The sequence below is a fragment of the Parafrankia soli genome (assembly GCF_001854695.1).
Taxonomy (GTDB): domain Bacteria; phylum Actinomycetota; class Actinomycetes; order Frankiales; family Frankiaceae; genus Parafrankia; species Parafrankia soli.
This window is the reverse complement of sequence record NZ_MAXA01000009.1, coordinates 1-14,524: the sequence shown is the minus strand read 5'-3', so window position 1 is coordinate 14,524 and position 14,524 is coordinate 1. Positions and strand designations below refer to the sequence as shown.

The window sequence follows — 14,524 nt, the reverse complement described above, 5'->3', positions numbered from 1 at the left end:
TGTCACCGCCGCAGTCACGATCTCCCGCTCCCAACCCGCCCTGGGTCACTAGTTGATGGATAACCCCCGTCTCAACTCATCCTGACAGATAGGGAACGCTCTCGGGCTGATGCTGCTCCGAGTCCGCGGGTCCGCTACAAAGGACGTAGAGCTCCTCGTCCTGCGACACCAGGTGGCGGTGTTGCGACGGCAGGTGAACCGCCCGGCGCTGGAACGGGTAGGGGGATCGGGTGATCCTCACAGCCCTGTCCCGGCTGTTACCCCGAGCCCGCTGGGGTTCGCTCTTCGTCACCCCGGCCACCGTGCTGCGCTGGCACCATGATCTCCTCGCACGACAATGGACCCACCCACGCAAGACACCCGGACGGCCATCGATCCGCCGGGAGATCCGCGAGCTGGTCCTGCGCCTCGCGCAGGAGAACCCGGCCTTGGGCCACCGCAGGATCCAAGGAGAACTCGCCGGGCTGGGCTACCCGGTCGGGGTCGCCACCATCTGGCGGATCCTGCACCGCACCGGTGTCGACCCCGCGCCCCGGCGGGCCGATACCTCTTGGCGCACGTTTCTGCGCGCCCAGGCCTCCGGCATCCTGGCCTGCGATTTCTTCACAGTGGACACCATGTTCCTCCAACGGATCTACGTGTTCTTCGTCGTCGAACACGCCACCCGCCGTGCCCATGTCCTTGGAGCAACGAAACACCCAACCGCGGCATGGATCACCCAGCACGCCCGGAACCTGCTGATGGATCTCGAAGATCGCAGCCGCAGGTTCCGGTTCCTCATCCGTGACCGCGATACAAAGTTCACGGCTCCGTTCGACGCCGTCTTCACCGCAGCCGGCATCGACGTGGTACGCACACCGCCACAGTCACCCCAGGCAAACGCGATCGCGGAACGCTGGGTCGGCACCGCCCGCCGCGAATGCACCGACAGATTATTGATCGTCTCTGAACGGCACCTGACCACCGCCCTCACCAGCTACGCCGAGCATTTCAACACCCACCGGCCTCACCGCTCCCTCGGCCAGCATCCGCCCGACTCACCACCCGTGGTCACCCCGACCCCGGGTTCCACCGTCCGTCGCACACGCATCCTCGGCGGGCCGATCAACGAGTACCGCAACGCCGCCTGACGACACCCCCTGACGATCATGTCAGCCGCAAAAGGCCAGCTCACAGGCCGAAACCCGAATTTCGGAGCCCCACAGGCTGCTCCCGCACGACCTGCCACCCTGGCAGACGATTGATCACTACTGGCGCCTGCGGCGGGTAGAAGGCCGTTGGGAGCAGGCCTGGCCCGGAGCGCCTCGGGAGACCAGACTCGTTCGGCGATCRCCTGGTACAGCTGGGCACCACATCCGTAGGCTCCACTCTCGATCATCGGGGTGGACGAACCTCCTTGTCCGCGCCCATCGGGCTACTGCGGGACGGGGAGCGTCGTGTCATTCAGTTGCAGACGTGCTGGTAGCGAGTACTAAATTCTCCGTAGCCAGAAGTGTCTGCGTGTGGAGGACGACGGGACGGGCCCGATCGGACAGGCTGGTGCCGTACCTCCGATCAGATCCGGAGACTCAACCCCTCCCCAGATCTTCCGGTGGACGGCACCCTGACCGGATCTTCCCGCCAGACCGGTCGACACGCTCCTCCAATGCCAGGCGAGCGAGCGACACGACAGGGAGAGTCATGCGTAAACGACTTATCTTTATCGGCGTGGCCATCGCGTCGTTGGCCGCCTGCGGCCCGGTCGAATCGACCGAATTCTCCCCCGTGAATACGGTGAGCACGCCGTCCGTGTCGACGAACCCAGGAATCGGAATCGGGGGCGGTACCCCCACCTACGTCAGACAGTTCCGCCAGCAGTTTCCCGGGTTGGTGGAGGGGAAAACCGACGAGCAGATCCTCAGCGACGGCGAGGCCGACTGCTCGGACATGGCCACCACCAGAAAGATCACTACGCCCTCGATGGCGAAGCGTTACGRCTTGAGCGACTCGACAGCCGACCAGTTCACACTCCACGACATCKCCCTGCTGGCAACGTTCACCCTCTGCGGGATCCGCTGACACTCGCTCTCCCGCTCCGGCCCTGCCAGCCTCGGGGAGCGTCACAACGGTGCTGACAACTTCCATGCGAACGCAAGGCCGTACCCAATGCTCAGTACGCCACCAGCAACCAGCAACCAGCTCGAATCCGTTCGTCTTGACGTAGGAGTCCTCGGCCTAATCCTGGTCGGAGATACATATGGACGGCGACTTTGCATATCTGAGGTTCATGCCGGCAACCGTCCAGAAGGAGATCTCCTACCCATCGAGATCACTCTTCCGATGGTGCAGTCAGTTACACCATGCATTCGGGAGAGAATGCCCTAGTCGCCGACCGCGGGCGGCGGAATCATCAAACAAAGATTCATACCTCACCATTCACAATAGKAGATACTCATGAGTTCGGTGTTCTCACCGAGACATCGAGGCCAGTACTCCTGTTTCTAGCCCCACTCCTGCTGCTCCCGCTCCCAGTCARCCCTGGCCGCGGCCACCGCCTTCGCCCTCGATGGYGCGCGGGAACTCCTGACCAGAATTGGGTATGGGAGCCGTCTCGATCGGTACCGGCACTAAACTCCGCCGCAGGCTACGGATATCTTACCAGCCCRATCGATGCCCCTTACCCTCCCCATCCACGAGCTCTCCCCAGGTCGCCCGGCAAACCCGACCAGTCACCCATATCCATCAATGTTTACTTTCTTAAGCATTTTAAGGCAGCATTGGTGACTACTCCGATATTTCCAGTACACTTTCAGAAAGATAACATCCACATGCATACGATGAAGTCCGTACAGACTGGCACGCAAGGCACTGTCAATATAGTCGACATCGAACGTCCCGTTCTTGGCCCCAAGGACGCGCTGATGCGGATCCGTGCCTGTGGCATCTGCGGAACCGACGCGCACTACCTGCACATGGGCGGCTCGCCGCAGGGGCCGGGCGGGCAGATGATCTCGATTCCTCTCGGGCACGAGCCGGCCGGCGAGATCGTCGAAGTGGGAGCCAAGATCGCGGATCTGAAGGTGGGCGATCGCGTGGTCGTCAACCCGATGGCTGCTCCCTCCKGCATCATCGGCTGCGGCGGCACGCTGGGCGGCATGCGTGAATATCTCCTCCTGGAGAACGTCGTCGTCGGTAAGAGCGTGGCGGTGTTCCCCGACACGGTGCCCTTCGACGTCGCCGCGCTCAATGAGCCCATGGCAGTGGCACGGCACTGCGTCAACCGCTCCGAGGCCAGTCCGACGGACAAGGCCGTGGTGTTCGGCGCCGGACCCATCGGTCTGGGCGCCGCGATCTGGCTGAAGCTGCGTGGGGTCCAGCACGTGGTCGTCGCCGACGTCATCCCCGACCGCCTCAAGACGGCGCTCGCGGTCGGCGCGGACGCCGTCATCGACTCCTCCCGCGAGGACGTGACGGCCCGCCTGACCGAACTACACGGACAGGGCGCCAACGCACTCGGCCAGCGCCGCCCGGACACCGACATCTACATCGACGCCGCGGGCGTCGCAGCCGTCGTCAACACGGCCCTGACATCGGGGAAGTGGGGTGCCAAGCTTGTCACGGTAGCTGTACACAAGAAGCCTGAGCCCATCAACCTCGGCGCGATGCTCCGCAGCGAGATGACCATCATCGCCTCCCAGGGCTACCCCACGGAGATCTTCGAGGTAACTCAGGAGATCGCCGAGCACCAGGAACGTTTCGCGCGGTTGATCAGCCATCGCGTTCCCTTCTCCGACGTCAAGCGCGCATTCGAACTCACCCTGACACCGGGAGCAGCCGAAAAGGTCGTCGTCACCTTCGACGACCAGCAGTAGGCGTCAAGGAGTCTGCGGGGACGGGCCGCGCGCTGCGGCATGAATGGAGATCTGTTCGATCGCGGGTGGATGCCAGGTGTTCGTCAGCGCGGGCTCGGTGGGGATGTACGCGCGGATCATCAGGTTGAACGGTCCGTCCGGCGCGGGTAGCCAGTTGTCGGTGTGCCCGGCCGGCGCGGTCGCCGCCAGGTAGATGTCGATGGATCCGTCCGGGTTCACCGTGAGGTCACTGCGATCCCCCAGGGCGTAGCGTCGCAGCGCGTTCGGCACGAGGAACATCTCGTCGTCGTACATCGTCACCGACCAGAACCCGGCGGCTTCGATCGGTGGCAGCTCACCGACGGCGAAGTGCATCCGGTAGGTGTGCGCGCCGGTCAGCGGCTCACCGTCGATGTCTGGGCCGGACCAGTAGTACAGCGACTCCTGCGGTACGTTCGCCCCGAGGCCGACCACGGCGACCGCGGAGCGCAGCAGGTAGTCGGTGCCGTAGGTGCCGCCGTTGAAACTTCCCTGCCAGGTGCCGGACGGGACGAGGGCATCCTCGGCCGCGGCCTGGACCTCGGCCTCACCCGCGGTCACCCCCGCCGACAGCGCGGCCACCGTCGCCGGGTCCCCCGCCGACGGGGTCGAACCCGGCACGACCCCGATGCTCGCGAGTGAGGCGAGCGCCGGGTCGTCGGCGGCCGGCGGCGGGTCGGCGGCGAGCACCGCGGCCAGCTCGTCGAAGAACGCCGCACCGCCGTCATAGGGTGTCTGCGGGTCGGGTGGGCTCGCGCAGTCCACCGCGGGCAGGGCGGGTGGTGTCGGTCCGGTCTCGGCGAGGTCGGTGGCCGCCACGGTGTACTGGCCCTGCACGGCACGTGCGGCGGGTAGATCGTCGTCGCCGTCCACCAGCGTGCGGCCGAGCGCCCAGACGTCCCAGGTCGGCGCGGCGACGATGGTTGTTCCTTCCGGTGCCGTCCCGCTCCACCCCGGCGGGGTGATCAGATAGGTGCCGGGCTGCGAGCCGTTGAGCCGGGTGCCGATGTCGGCGAAGACGTTGGAGTAGATGTCCAGGATCTCGAACACGACATACCGGTCGGTCGTGTCGGGCAACGTCAGGCTCACAGGCCCGCCGCGCAGGTCCAGCCAGGCAACCGAGTAAAGGGTGTCGACGTTCGGAGCCACCACGCTACGGCTCAGCGGCGTCGACAGGATAGGGACGTTGAGCAGGGTGTTCGTGCCACCTCGACAGACGTGGGCCGCTCGGGTGCGGGCCATCGCCACCGGGCTGTACCCGTAGACGTAGCCATCCGCGGCGGTGTCCTCCATGGACCCAGCAGGCGCCGGCGTTCCCTCTGACGTATCCATCGGAGTTGTTCCGGCTGGTGCCGCGGCCTGCACCGGGGCGGTCGCCGCCGCGACTGCCCTCGTCGTCCTGGCCGACGTCGCGGATCCCGCCTGGGTGTCAGCCGACACCGCCACAGCGGCGGCCACGTCGGTCTGCCCGGTGACGCCCGCGGCTCCAACCACCGCCGTCGCTGTCACCACCCCTGTCGTCACCAGAGCGACAGCGACGGCGCGGCATGTGCGCCGGCGGGTCACCGAGGCACCCTGCGACCTCCTCCAACCCCCCGATGGGACCTGCCTCGGGTCCGACATCCGCACTCCCGTCCTCGGCGACACCGTCGCCGGCAGTCTTCGACGCGACCATGTGAAAGGCATGTGGCCGCAGCTGGAAGAGACACAACGGGGAGAACCGATCCCCGACGCGGGCCGGACCGCCCAGCCGACCCGACGCGGGACCGACATCGCCGGTCAGACCGACGGCAGGCCGATCCGCGTCACCACAGTCCCGGAGCAGGAGGAGCCTCATGCGGACGTTGGGGTAGCCGAGCGCGGTGAGCCGGTCGGCGACCTGGCCGCTGTTCGGGCAGGCAGGGTTGGAGCAGTAGGTGACGATGGCCGTGTCGCGGTCCGGCAGCACGGCCGGTGCCTTGGCGTCGACCTCGGTGGGGCGCAGGGCGAGGGCGCCGGGCAGGTGCTGCTGCGCGAAGTACTCGCCACCCAGCGCGTCGACGACGGTCACGTTCCCGGCGGCGATCGCCGCCTTCAGCTCGTCACGGGTAATGAGTGCGGTCATGCTCCTACCTCCAAATAATCGGACTATAGTCCGGTTGTGCAGGAGAACCTTAGCGGACCGCAGTCCGGTTGCGCAACACCGTTGGAGCTGCTTCGCACCCCGCCGCCAAGGGAACGAGCTGACGCCGCACGCAACCGGGTCGCCGTGCTGGACGCCGCCGCCCGGCTGTTCGCCGAGCACGGAGTCGCGGCGGTCTCCATGGACCAGATCGCGGCGGCCGCCGGGGTGGGCAAGGGCACCCTCTTCCGCCGCTTCGGGGACAAGGCGGGCTTGGCGGTCGCACTGCTCGACACGCGGGAGCAGATGCTGCAGGAGGCGGTCCTGCACGGGCCGCCGCCACTCGGCCCCGGAGCGGCGTCCTCCGAACGGCTCACCGCGTTCGTCGGCGCATACCTCGACTACCTGCTGGAGCACCTGGACCTGGTACGGATCTCGGAGACCGCGACACCCGGAGCCCGCTACCGGATCGGGGCCTACCGGTTCTGGCACCGACACGTGGCGATCCTGCTGGACGGCGTACCCGATCCGGACCACGCCGCGCACACCCTGCTCGCCGCGCTCGCCGCCGACCACGTCGCCGCGCTGCTGGCGGAACTCGGCGAGTCCCGCATCAGAACCGGCCTGCACCGCCTCGCCGAGAACTACTCCGAATGGCGCCGCCGTTCCCCGGAATCCCCTTCACCGCCGGGCGTTCTCGGATCTTCCTCAGGCGGCGGCGCGGTCGTCGGCCGGCCGTCGGCGTAGCGTGGCGTGCTCGATCGCGGGCGGGGCGTAGGCCATGTCGAGCTGGCCGACGTCGGTGCCGGGCGCGACAATCGCGGCGATCTCCTCGAGGATCTTGTCGTCGAGGGTGATATCGGCGCCGGCGAGCAGGTCGTCGAGCTGTTCCATGGTGCACGGCCCGATGATGGTCGAGGTGACGGCGGGCTGGGCAACCGCGAACGCCGTCGCAAGGTGGGTCAGCTTCATTCCGGCCTGTTCGGCAAACGGAATGAGCTGATTCTACCCCGTCTGCCGCGACCTCCATACCCGGCTCATCCATGTCCGGGATCGGCATGGACGACATGGCCTCCGGCGACGGGCTGACCACCGCGGCCAGGTGAGGACGGCCAGGGATGAGGACGGCCAGGGAATCGTCAATGGCACCTCGTGCGGTGGAATCCCACACTCGTGCAGGGCGGCGATGCTCCGGCCTATGGCCGCGCCTCCGCGATTCACCGATGAACCCGGACGGCGAACGCTAGCTGGACCGGTAGATGAGGGGCTGGGTGTCCGCATCGGCGTGACCGGCTGGGGCGGAGTCGGTGTCGATGTCGGTCGAAGGGGATGGCGAGCCTGGGGGGTGTCGTCGTGATGCGGCGAGTGCGGCGATGGCGGTGGTGAGGGGAACCGAGGCGACGAGGCCGATAGTGCCGGCCGCGGTCCGCACGATTTCGGCGCCGACGAGGTCGGTGCTGGCCAGGTCGGTGCTGCTGCGGTCGGCGAGGGTGAACAGGAGCAGGGTCGGGAGCGCGGCACCGGCGTAGGCGAGGACGAGGGTGTAGACGCTGGAGGCGATGTGGTCGCGTCCGACGCGCATCCCGGAGCGGTACAGGTGCCGCAACGAGGCCTGCGGGGCCGCGTCGGAGACCTCCCAGACCGCGGCGGCCTGGGTGATCGTCATGTCGTTGATCAGGCCGAGTGAGCCGATGATGACACTGGCGAGCACGAGCCCGGGAAGGCTCAGCTGCCCGGCGAACCCCTTGAGCATCACGTCCTCGTCAGAGCCGAGTCCGGTGATGCGAGCGAAGTTGATCGCCAATGCGCCGAAGGCGCCGGCGAGGGCCATGCTGGCGAGGGTGCCCAGCAGCGCGGCGGTGGTACGGGCGGAGACGCCGTGGGCGAGGTAGAGCAGGACGACGACCAGGGCGGTGCCTGTGGTCAGGGCGACCGCGACGGGGGAATGTCCGTCGAGTAGGGACGGCAACGTGAACTTGACGATCACGAGGTAGCTGAGGGCCAGGCCGGCGAGCGCGGCCAGTCCGCGCCAACGGGCAACCGCGACGACCACCGCGGCGGTGAGGAACGCGATCCAGCCGATCGGAGTGGAGCGTTGGAAGTCCGCGACGTAGTAGGTCGCCTGGCCCGCGATGTCGGTGGTGGGGGCGAGACGGACCTTGTCCCCGGCTTTCAGGAGCGGTCCGGTGGGGTCGACCAGAGTATCGAGGTGAAGCCGGCTGTCGGATTCCGCCGGATCGTCGAGGACGACGTCGATCTGGTCGCAGGTTGCCGGGGTTGCCCCTGCGCCGGTCAGGTCGGGGCAGGGACCCCGGCCGGCGCGTTCGATGGTGGCGTTGACGAGCTTGCTGGCGCCGCCCACCAGGCCGCGCAGATCCTCGGGGGTTTCCCGGGTGCCACCGGACGGCCAGAGCAGGACGACACCGACCACGGTGAAGATCAGAAACAGCGCCACCGCCACCGCCATGACAGTCGTGGCCGGCCGCGACGTCTCGCCGGTCCCCGCTCTTCCACTGTGGTGATGTCCAGGCCCCATGGCTCCCGAGTGTGGCCGTTGGGCATGGTGCTACCTGCGGCCAGGTGGCCTCCTACGTCTCCTGGCCGGGCGCGCCGCGTCGTGCCTCCATCCGACCCGGGGCGGTTCAGCGGACCAGAACGGCCTTGAGCTGGTTGATCGCCTGGGTGCGTGCTTTGACTGCGGAGGTCTTGGCCAGCCGGAACATCCGGGCCATCTCCACGGGTCCGTCGCCGGTCTTCGCGGTCGCGGTGGCCTGGCCGGACAGGATGGCACGGGCGGCCGCTTCGGCCGTCCAGCGCGTCGGTCTTGCCTCGGCGCCGGCGAGCGGCGCGGTCGGGTCGGTTGACCTCGGCCACGGTGACACCAGCCGCAAGCAGATGCCGGGTCAGGGCCGCGCCGTAGGAGCCGGTGCCCTCGACTCCAGCCCGGCAGACGGTCCCGTACTCACGCGCCCAGGCCAGCAGCTGTGCATAGCCGTCAGCGGTCGTCGGAAAGGTCGCGCTGCCCAGCAGCGCCCCGACCGGCGTGAGGACCGCTGCGACGTGGACATCCTTGTGGGTCTCAACGCCGAGAACGACCTCACCACCAGCGGTGGGCTGGTCTGGGTTCTCAGACTGACGCATCCTGACCACGGGCTGTTCGTCTCCTGCTCGGCTCGGGAACGGGAAGCCGTCGCCGGGCCGGCAAGGCGGTCAGCTCACAGTTGCATCGGCGCAGTCTGCCCTCACCGAGCTGCCGATCGGTCATGATCGGGTGATGCGTCGACGTCGCGTCCGTCCCCCGGTTCCGACGTCGGAGTTCGCCGGGTTCCGGTTTCCGCCGGAGATGATCGTGCTGACGGTGCGGTGGTACTTGCGGTTCGCGCTGTCGTACCGGGATGTCGAGGAACTGCTCGCTGAACGCGGCCTCGAGGTCGATCACGTCACCGTCTATCGGTGGGTGCAGCGCTTCACGCCCCTGCTCGCCGACGCGGCCCAGCCCTGCCGACACCGTCCTGGCGACAGGTGGTTTGTGGATGAGACGTACGTGAAGGTCTCCGGCCGGTGGACCTACCTGTACCGGGCCGTTGACCAGCACGGGCAGGTCATCGATGTCCTCGCCAGCGCCCACCGCGACCAGGCCTCCGCCCGCCGGTTCTTCATCCGGGCGCTGTCTCATGGCCGGCGGCCGGTCGAGGTCACCACCGACAAAGCACCGGTGTACCCGCGGCTCATCGACGAGCTGCTTCCCGAGGCCTGCCACGTCGACGCGGCCCGGGAGAACAACCGGATCGAAGCCGACCACGGCCGGTTGAAAGCCCGGCTACGGCCGATGCCCGGACTGAAACGCCTCCGCTCGGTCCAGACCGTCAGCACCGGACACGCCCTCGTGCAGAACATCCGCCTCGGCCACTACGAACTCGCCACCGACATCGACCCACAGCATCGGCTCGCGGCCGCGTTCACCGAGCTCACCCAGGCCGTCTGACCGAGACCGCCCGAGGCCCTGGCCTGCGCTGGATCCCCGCAATGCAACAGCGCCCCCGGTACTGGTCGTAGGCGCCGGCCGGTGCCGTCGGGGTTCAGGACGGACGTCACGTGGGTCTCCTCGGGGGTGACCGTCAGGTGGAGAGTTCGTCGAGGTGGCTGCCGGCGGGGTCGACGGCACGGGAGATGCGGCGCCCGATGTCGCCCAGCTGCCGCTGCTGCGCGCGGGTGAGCGGATCGAAGACCAGGGCGCGGACGGCTTCGACGTGCCCGGGGGCGGTCGCGACGAGTTTGTCCCAGCCCGCATCCGTGAGGATCGCCAGGGTGTAGCGGCCGTCGGTGGGGTCCGGTGTGCGGCGCGCCCAGCCCGCCTTCTCCATCCGCCCGACCACGTGGGAGAGCCGGGAGAGCGATCCGTTGGCGAATACGGCCAGGCTGCTCATCCGCAGGGTGCGCTCCGGTGCCCCGGACAGCCCCACCAGCACCTGGTACTCGAAGTGGCTGATCCCGGCGTCGCGCTGGAGCTGGTCGTCGAGTGCCGCCGGAAGCCTGATCAGCACCCTGGCCAGGGCCAGCCAGGTCTGCATCTCGTCGTCGGCCAGCCAGCGCGGCTGCTGCGCGTCCATGGCACCAGCCTAGCTTGAAGTGTCAACCGAGCCAAAGTCGCTGATCACTTGACAGGTCAAGTGACGCCGCTTAGATTGCGGTTAAACGTTCAACCCATCGGGGTGGGTGTCCGAGGCTGCGAGYCGAGCCCGGCACCCGCCCGCCGGCGTCGTCGTCGACGCTGATCCCCCATGGAGCAAACATGCGTGCACTGAATGTCCCGGCCGCGGGCGAGCAGCCCCGGCTGTCCGACCTGCCCGTCCCCGCACCTGTCGAGGGCACCGTGCTGGTCCGCGTGAAGGCGGCCGGTCTCAACGCCATCGACAACGCCCTGGCCGCCGGAATGATGGCCGAGATGCTGCCGCACGTATACCCGCTGGTCCTCGGTCGTGACGCCGCCGGCGTCGTCGAGGCCGTCGGAGCCGGCGTCGACCACGTCGCCGTCGGCGACGAGGTGATCGGCCACATGCTGCTGGCCCCACCGATTCAGGCCGGCACCCTCGCCGAGTACGCACTGCTGCCCGCCGCCGCCGTCACCCGCAAGCCCGCCGGCCTCGACTTCACCACCGCCGCGGCACTTCCGCTCGCCGCCACCGCCGCCACCGCCGCCGTCGACGCAGTCGAACCCCAGCCCGGCCAGACCGTCCTCGTCGTCGGCGCCGGCGGCGGCGTGGGTTCCTACGCCGTCCAACTGCTCGCCGCACGCGGCGCCACCGTCGTGGCCACCGGCACCGGCACCGCCGCCGAGACCAGCCGGCTCACCGCGCTGGGCGCCACCACCGTCGTCGACTACACCGCCGGCCCGGTCGCCGAGCAGGTCCGCGCCGCCTACCCCGACGGCGTCGACGCCCTCATCGATCTCGTCTCCTACACCCCCGACAGCGCACCCCTGGACGCGGTCCGCAAGGGCGGCAAGGTCGCCAGCACTCTCGGCGCCGCCGCCGACGAACAGGCCCTCGCCGCCGCCGGCCTGACCGGTACCAGCGTCATGGCCGCCCCCGTCCGCGAGGTCGTCGCGGAACTCGCCGAACAGGCCGCCGCCGGCACCCTGAAAGTCGACGTCACCGCCGTCCTGCCCCTCGACAAGGCCACCGACGGACTAGCCACCCTCGCCAGCGGCACCGCCCGCGGAAAGATCGTCGTCGAAATCGCAGGCTGACCGGGCACGCCCGCCCCGCTCTCGCCCGCCGCAACACCCACGCAAAACGCACACCGAACCGGCCGGCGACCCCGGCTGGTACCCACCACAGCCAAACGGCGGGTACCAGCCGGAGCCTGCCGAACAGGGCCGCAGAGACTACCGACACAGGCAGCGAAGTCGCCCTTGGCCCGATCCTCCTGTGCGCCTCCCGCCACCCGGTCAGACACGTTGGCCGACTTGAACCGCTCCGGTAACAGTCCTCGGTGGCGCGCCCTGCGGACGTCGTCGACGACGTGACTCGTGCAGACGAATTATCGCCTCCTCTTTGACGATTCAAATAGAGCCGTAAAGACTCAAGCGACAAGACGCTTACCGACAGCCGATCGACGTCGACGAGACAACCGGTACCTAATGTCCGGGCAATAGTAGCGTCGCCAAATAGCAACGACCTAACGATCGGCACACCTGTACGGAGGACCTAATGACCAACCGACGTTCGGTTCTTCGCGGTGGCGGTTTCGCCGCCGCGGGCATGCTCGGAATCACCGCGGTGGAAAGCGGTGCCACTCCCGCCTCGGCATCCGGTGCCGTGTACCAGGTGATGGGCAACCCGGCCGAGACCGGTGAAGGGCTGCCGTTCCCCGGGCACCTGACCCGTGAGGAGTACGAGCACCTGAAGACGTTCGACGAGGCGGACTTCGTGGTCTTCAGCAACCAGCAGTGGGACCGCTTCGGGGAGAGCCACGCCCCCGACGTCCGTGTGCACTGGCCCGACGGGCACTACACCGACGGGCTGGACCAGCACGTCGAGGACTTGAAGTGGCTGTTCGTCTGGGCGCCCGACCTCAAGGTCACCTCCCACCCGATCCGGGTGGCAAAGGGCGAACTGGTCGCGGTCCACGGCGTGTTCAAGGGGACGTTCAGCCAACCCATGCCGGACGGGAAAGGCGGCTTCAACCAGCCCACCGGCGAGAGTTTCGCGATGAACATGATCACCGTCGGGATCTTCAACCGGCAGGGAACCATGGACGAGGAGTTTTTCTTCTACGACAACCTGGCCCTCTATCAGCAGATAGGCCTGGCCTGATCAGCCGAGTGTGCTGGCGCGCGATGTCGCGCGCCCGTTAACCACACACGCGCCTGTTAACCACACGACGGACGTCGGACGGACGGACGTGGACGGCAACGACAGCAATGAGAGGCTTGACATGAAGATCAAGGAACTAGGACATCTCGTCCTGTACGTGAGGGACGTCAACCGGTCGGCCGCCTTCTATCGGGACGTGCTGCGCTGGCGCCAGGTCCTGCCCGACCCGACAGCGTCGGCGCCGGCTCGGAGCCGCATCCCGGTGGCAGCGTTCTCCGCCGGCCCGAGGACACACCACGAGCTGCTGCTCATCGAGGTAGGCGAGGACGCGAAGCGGGTTCCGGCTGGGCGCCGGGTCGGGATGTACCACTTCGGACTGAAAGTCGGCGACAGCGACGACGAGCTGCGCAAGGCCCTGGCCCACATCACGAAAGCCGGCGTCACGATCGCCGGGGCGTCCGACCACACCGTGACCCACAGCCTCTACATCCACGACCCGGACGGGAACGAGGTCGAGCTGTACATCGACGTCCCCGGCGTCGACTGGAAGACCGACCCGACCCTAGTGGGGGCCCCGATTCGCCCGCTTCGCCTCTAGCCCGAGTTTCCAAAGATCTTGGCTTCCAAGCCTTTTCGCATTTTGATCCTCGACAACTTCGCGCTCCACCCCCTCGACGAGACCGTCACGACCGACTTCTACGAGCTCACCGCCGCCCGCCACCGCAAGACCACCATGGTCTTCACAAGAAGCAATAGCATGTCGTGAATTTTCAAGTCACTCTAAGTTATTTGCGCTGGTCACACCCTTGATTGTCAGCATATGAGCAAAAGGGAAGCTGCATCACGGGCACTAGCCGCAGTGGTCCCTAGAAGGTGACCTCACGTGGTCCCATGAGCCTGGCTGATGACAATGTTGTCCGCGCTTACCCGAGCACTGCAGGAGGAGGACCCATGACAGCGACCTCGGCGAGGACAGCCCAGGCGAGCCCGGGCTGGATGTTGGTGCCGACCGGGCTGAAGACGTCCGTCGTGACCGGAACCTCGCTGGTAGGCACCCGATGAAGTTCGCCAGCTACACGCTCGTCACCATGGTGCGCCAGGACGGCTCCCGGCCGCTGCCCCCCGAGGAGGAGATGCGTGTCCGAGACGCGCACCTTGCGAACATGGCCGACATGCACTCGCGGGGCCTGCTGCTCGCCGCTGGCCCGTCACGCGGCGCTGACGAGAACGTCCGCGGCTTCGCGATCATGCTCTGCGACGTCGCGACCAGCGAGGAACTGTGGGCGAAGAACCCGAGTGTGCTCGCGGGCCGGTTCGAGGCACGCTGCGCGCCGTGGGTCGTCCCGGCCGAGATGATCGTTGCCGGCCCCGGCCTCCCCCCTCGCTCGGTGGCCGAAACCACGGCTTGACGGGGAGAAGCCCATCGGCCCGGCCCCGTCCGCGCGCGGCGGCGCCGCGTTGTCGACGACAGGATTCTAACGGTTGGACCTGCGGGAGGGTTGAAGGGCCAGCTGGCCGCGCCACGTGATCGGCTGAGATCACCGCCGCGTGTGGGCGCCGGATGGAGATGACTGGAAGGTCGTCAGCTGGCGGTCCACCAAGGTCCCTGGGGTCGCCTGACCTTCGAGCAGCAACTGTACTGACCGAACGGTCTGCAATACTGAGCCTTTTCAATCTCGCTTTGACTGAATCGTCCGCGAATTCCTCACGGGGGCTTTCCGCGGATTCGTCAGAAG

At 67.6% G+C, this 14,524-nt stretch carries 15 protein-coding genes and 2 pseudogenes; 11 read left to right on the top strand and 6 right to left on the bottom strand.

Annotated features, from left to right (window positions below; all coding sequences use genetic code 11):
* Positions 1 to 109 precede the first annotated feature (109 nt).
* The 4 genes and pseudogenes from BBK14_RS02840 (at position 110) to BBK14_RS02830 (ending at position 3,851) form a co-directional block, all read left to right on the top strand.
* Positions 110 to 1,130: pseudogene (locus BBK14_RS02840) on the top strand (integrase core domain-containing protein).
* Between the two features lie 73 nt (positions 1,131 to 1,203).
* A pseudogene (locus BBK14_RS38685) lies at positions 1,204 to 1,287 on the top strand (IS5/IS1182 family transposase); the annotation flags it as partial.
* Positions 1,288 to 1,680: 393 nt separating this feature from the next.
* Positions 1,681 to 2,058, top strand: coding sequence for a hypothetical protein (locus tag BBK14_RS02835; protein ID WP_083390672.1), 378 nt, complete (start codon positions 1,681 to 1,683; stop codon positions 2,056 to 2,058).
* A 749-nt stretch (positions 2,059 to 2,807) separates the two neighbouring features.
* Positions 2,808 to 3,851, top strand: coding sequence for a zinc-dependent alcohol dehydrogenase (locus tag BBK14_RS02830; RefSeq protein ID WP_071059663.1), 1,044 nt, complete (start codon positions 2,808 to 2,810; stop codon positions 3,849 to 3,851).
* A gap of 3 nt (positions 3,852 to 3,854) precedes the next feature.
* On the opposite strand, the gene BBK14_RS02825 is transcribed toward BBK14_RS02830, so the two are convergent.
* Together BBK14_RS02825 and BBK14_RS42665 are read right to left on the bottom strand one after the other, a co-directional pair.
* Positions 3,855 to 5,162: a DUF1254 domain-containing protein gene (locus BBK14_RS02825; RefSeq protein WP_241831068.1), complete on the bottom strand. Its 1,308-nt coding sequence runs from the start codon at positions 5,160 to 5,162 to the stop codon at positions 3,855 to 3,857.
* Between the two features lie 136 nt (positions 5,163 to 5,298).
* Positions 5,299 to 5,973 (bottom strand): rhodanese-like domain-containing protein, encoded by a 675-nt coding sequence (locus BBK14_RS42665; protein WP_241831067.1) that lies wholly within the window; start codon positions 5,971 to 5,973, stop codon positions 5,299 to 5,301.
* Positions 5,974 to 6,054: 81 nt separating this feature from the next.
* Here BBK14_RS42665 and BBK14_RS02815 point away from each other — a divergent pair, with 81 nt between their 5' ends.
* A complete protein-coding gene (locus BBK14_RS02815; protein ID WP_083390671.1) occupies positions 6,055 to 6,717 on the top strand; it encodes a TetR/AcrR family transcriptional regulator in 663 nt (220 codons plus the stop codon).
* Here the strand turns inward: BBK14_RS02815 and BBK14_RS02810 are convergent.
* From BBK14_RS02810 to BBK14_RS41925, 3 genes are all read right to left on the bottom strand, one after another.
* The gene (locus BBK14_RS02810) at positions 6,679 to 6,966 is read right to left on the bottom strand and encodes an aldo/keto reductase (protein WP_275078441.1); all 288 of its coding nucleotides are present in this window, start codon (positions 6,964 to 6,966) and stop codon (positions 6,679 to 6,681) included. The genes BBK14_RS02815 and BBK14_RS02810 overlap by 39 nt on opposite strands.
* Positions 6,967 to 7,213: 247 nt before the next feature.
* On the bottom strand, positions 7,214 to 8,425 hold the full coding sequence (locus tag BBK14_RS02805) for a YibE/F family protein (RefSeq protein WP_241831066.1): 1,212 nt from the start codon (positions 8,423 to 8,425) through the stop codon (positions 7,214 to 7,216).
* The gene (locus BBK14_RS41925) at positions 8,410 to 9,111 is read right to left on the bottom strand and encodes an IS110 family transposase (protein WP_198541149.1); all 702 of its coding nucleotides are present in this window, start codon (positions 9,109 to 9,111) and stop codon (positions 8,410 to 8,412) included. The genes BBK14_RS02805 and BBK14_RS41925 overlap by 16 nt, the downstream gene beginning before the upstream one ends.
* Before the next feature lie 133 nt (positions 9,112 to 9,244).
* Between BBK14_RS41925 and BBK14_RS02795 the strand changes: the two genes are divergently transcribed.
* Positions 9,245 to 9,955: an IS6 family transposase gene (locus BBK14_RS02795; protein ID WP_071059660.1), complete on the top strand. Its 711-nt coding sequence runs from the start codon at positions 9,245 to 9,247 to the stop codon at positions 9,953 to 9,955.
* A 133-nt stretch (positions 9,956 to 10,088) separates the two neighbouring features.
* Here the strand turns inward: BBK14_RS02795 and BBK14_RS02790 are convergent, their stop codons facing one another.
* The gene (locus tag BBK14_RS02790) at positions 10,089 to 10,580 is read right to left on the bottom strand and encodes a MarR family winged helix-turn-helix transcriptional regulator (RefSeq protein ID WP_071059659.1); all 492 of its coding nucleotides are present in this window, start codon (positions 10,578 to 10,580) and stop codon (positions 10,089 to 10,091) included.
* Positions 10,581 to 10,762: 182 nt separating this feature from the next.
* On the opposite strand from BBK14_RS02790, the gene BBK14_RS41160 reads away from it, so the two are divergent.
* The 5 genes from BBK14_RS41160 to BBK14_RS02770 all read left to right on the top strand — a co-directional run bounded on the left by BBK14_RS41160 (position 10,763) and on the right by BBK14_RS02770 (position 14,197).
* A complete protein-coding gene (locus BBK14_RS41160) occupies positions 10,763 to 11,719 on the top strand; it encodes an NADP-dependent oxidoreductase (RefSeq protein WP_071059658.1) in 957 nt (318 codons plus the stop codon).
* A 463-nt stretch (positions 11,720 to 12,182) separates the two neighbouring features.
* A complete protein-coding gene (locus BBK14_RS02780) occupies positions 12,183 to 12,788 on the top strand; it encodes an ester cyclase (RefSeq protein ID WP_071059657.1) in 606 nt (201 codons plus the stop codon).
* A 121-nt stretch (positions 12,789 to 12,909) separates the two neighbouring features.
* On the top strand, positions 12,910 to 13,386 hold the full coding sequence (locus BBK14_RS02775) for a VOC family protein (protein ID WP_071059665.1): 477 nt from the start codon (positions 12,910 to 12,912) through the stop codon (positions 13,384 to 13,386).
* Between the two features lie 42 nt (positions 13,387 to 13,428).
* Complete coding sequence (locus BBK14_RS39425) at positions 13,429 to 13,554, top strand: ATP-binding protein (protein WP_241831064.1); 126 nt, start codon at positions 13,429 to 13,431, stop codon at positions 13,552 to 13,554.
* Between the two features lie 292 nt (positions 13,555 to 13,846).
* Positions 13,847 to 14,197, top strand: a complete 351-nt coding sequence (locus BBK14_RS02770) for a YciI family protein (RefSeq protein WP_071059656.1) — start codon at positions 13,847 to 13,849, stop codon at positions 14,195 to 14,197.
* Positions 14,198 to 14,524 lie beyond the last annotated feature (327 nt).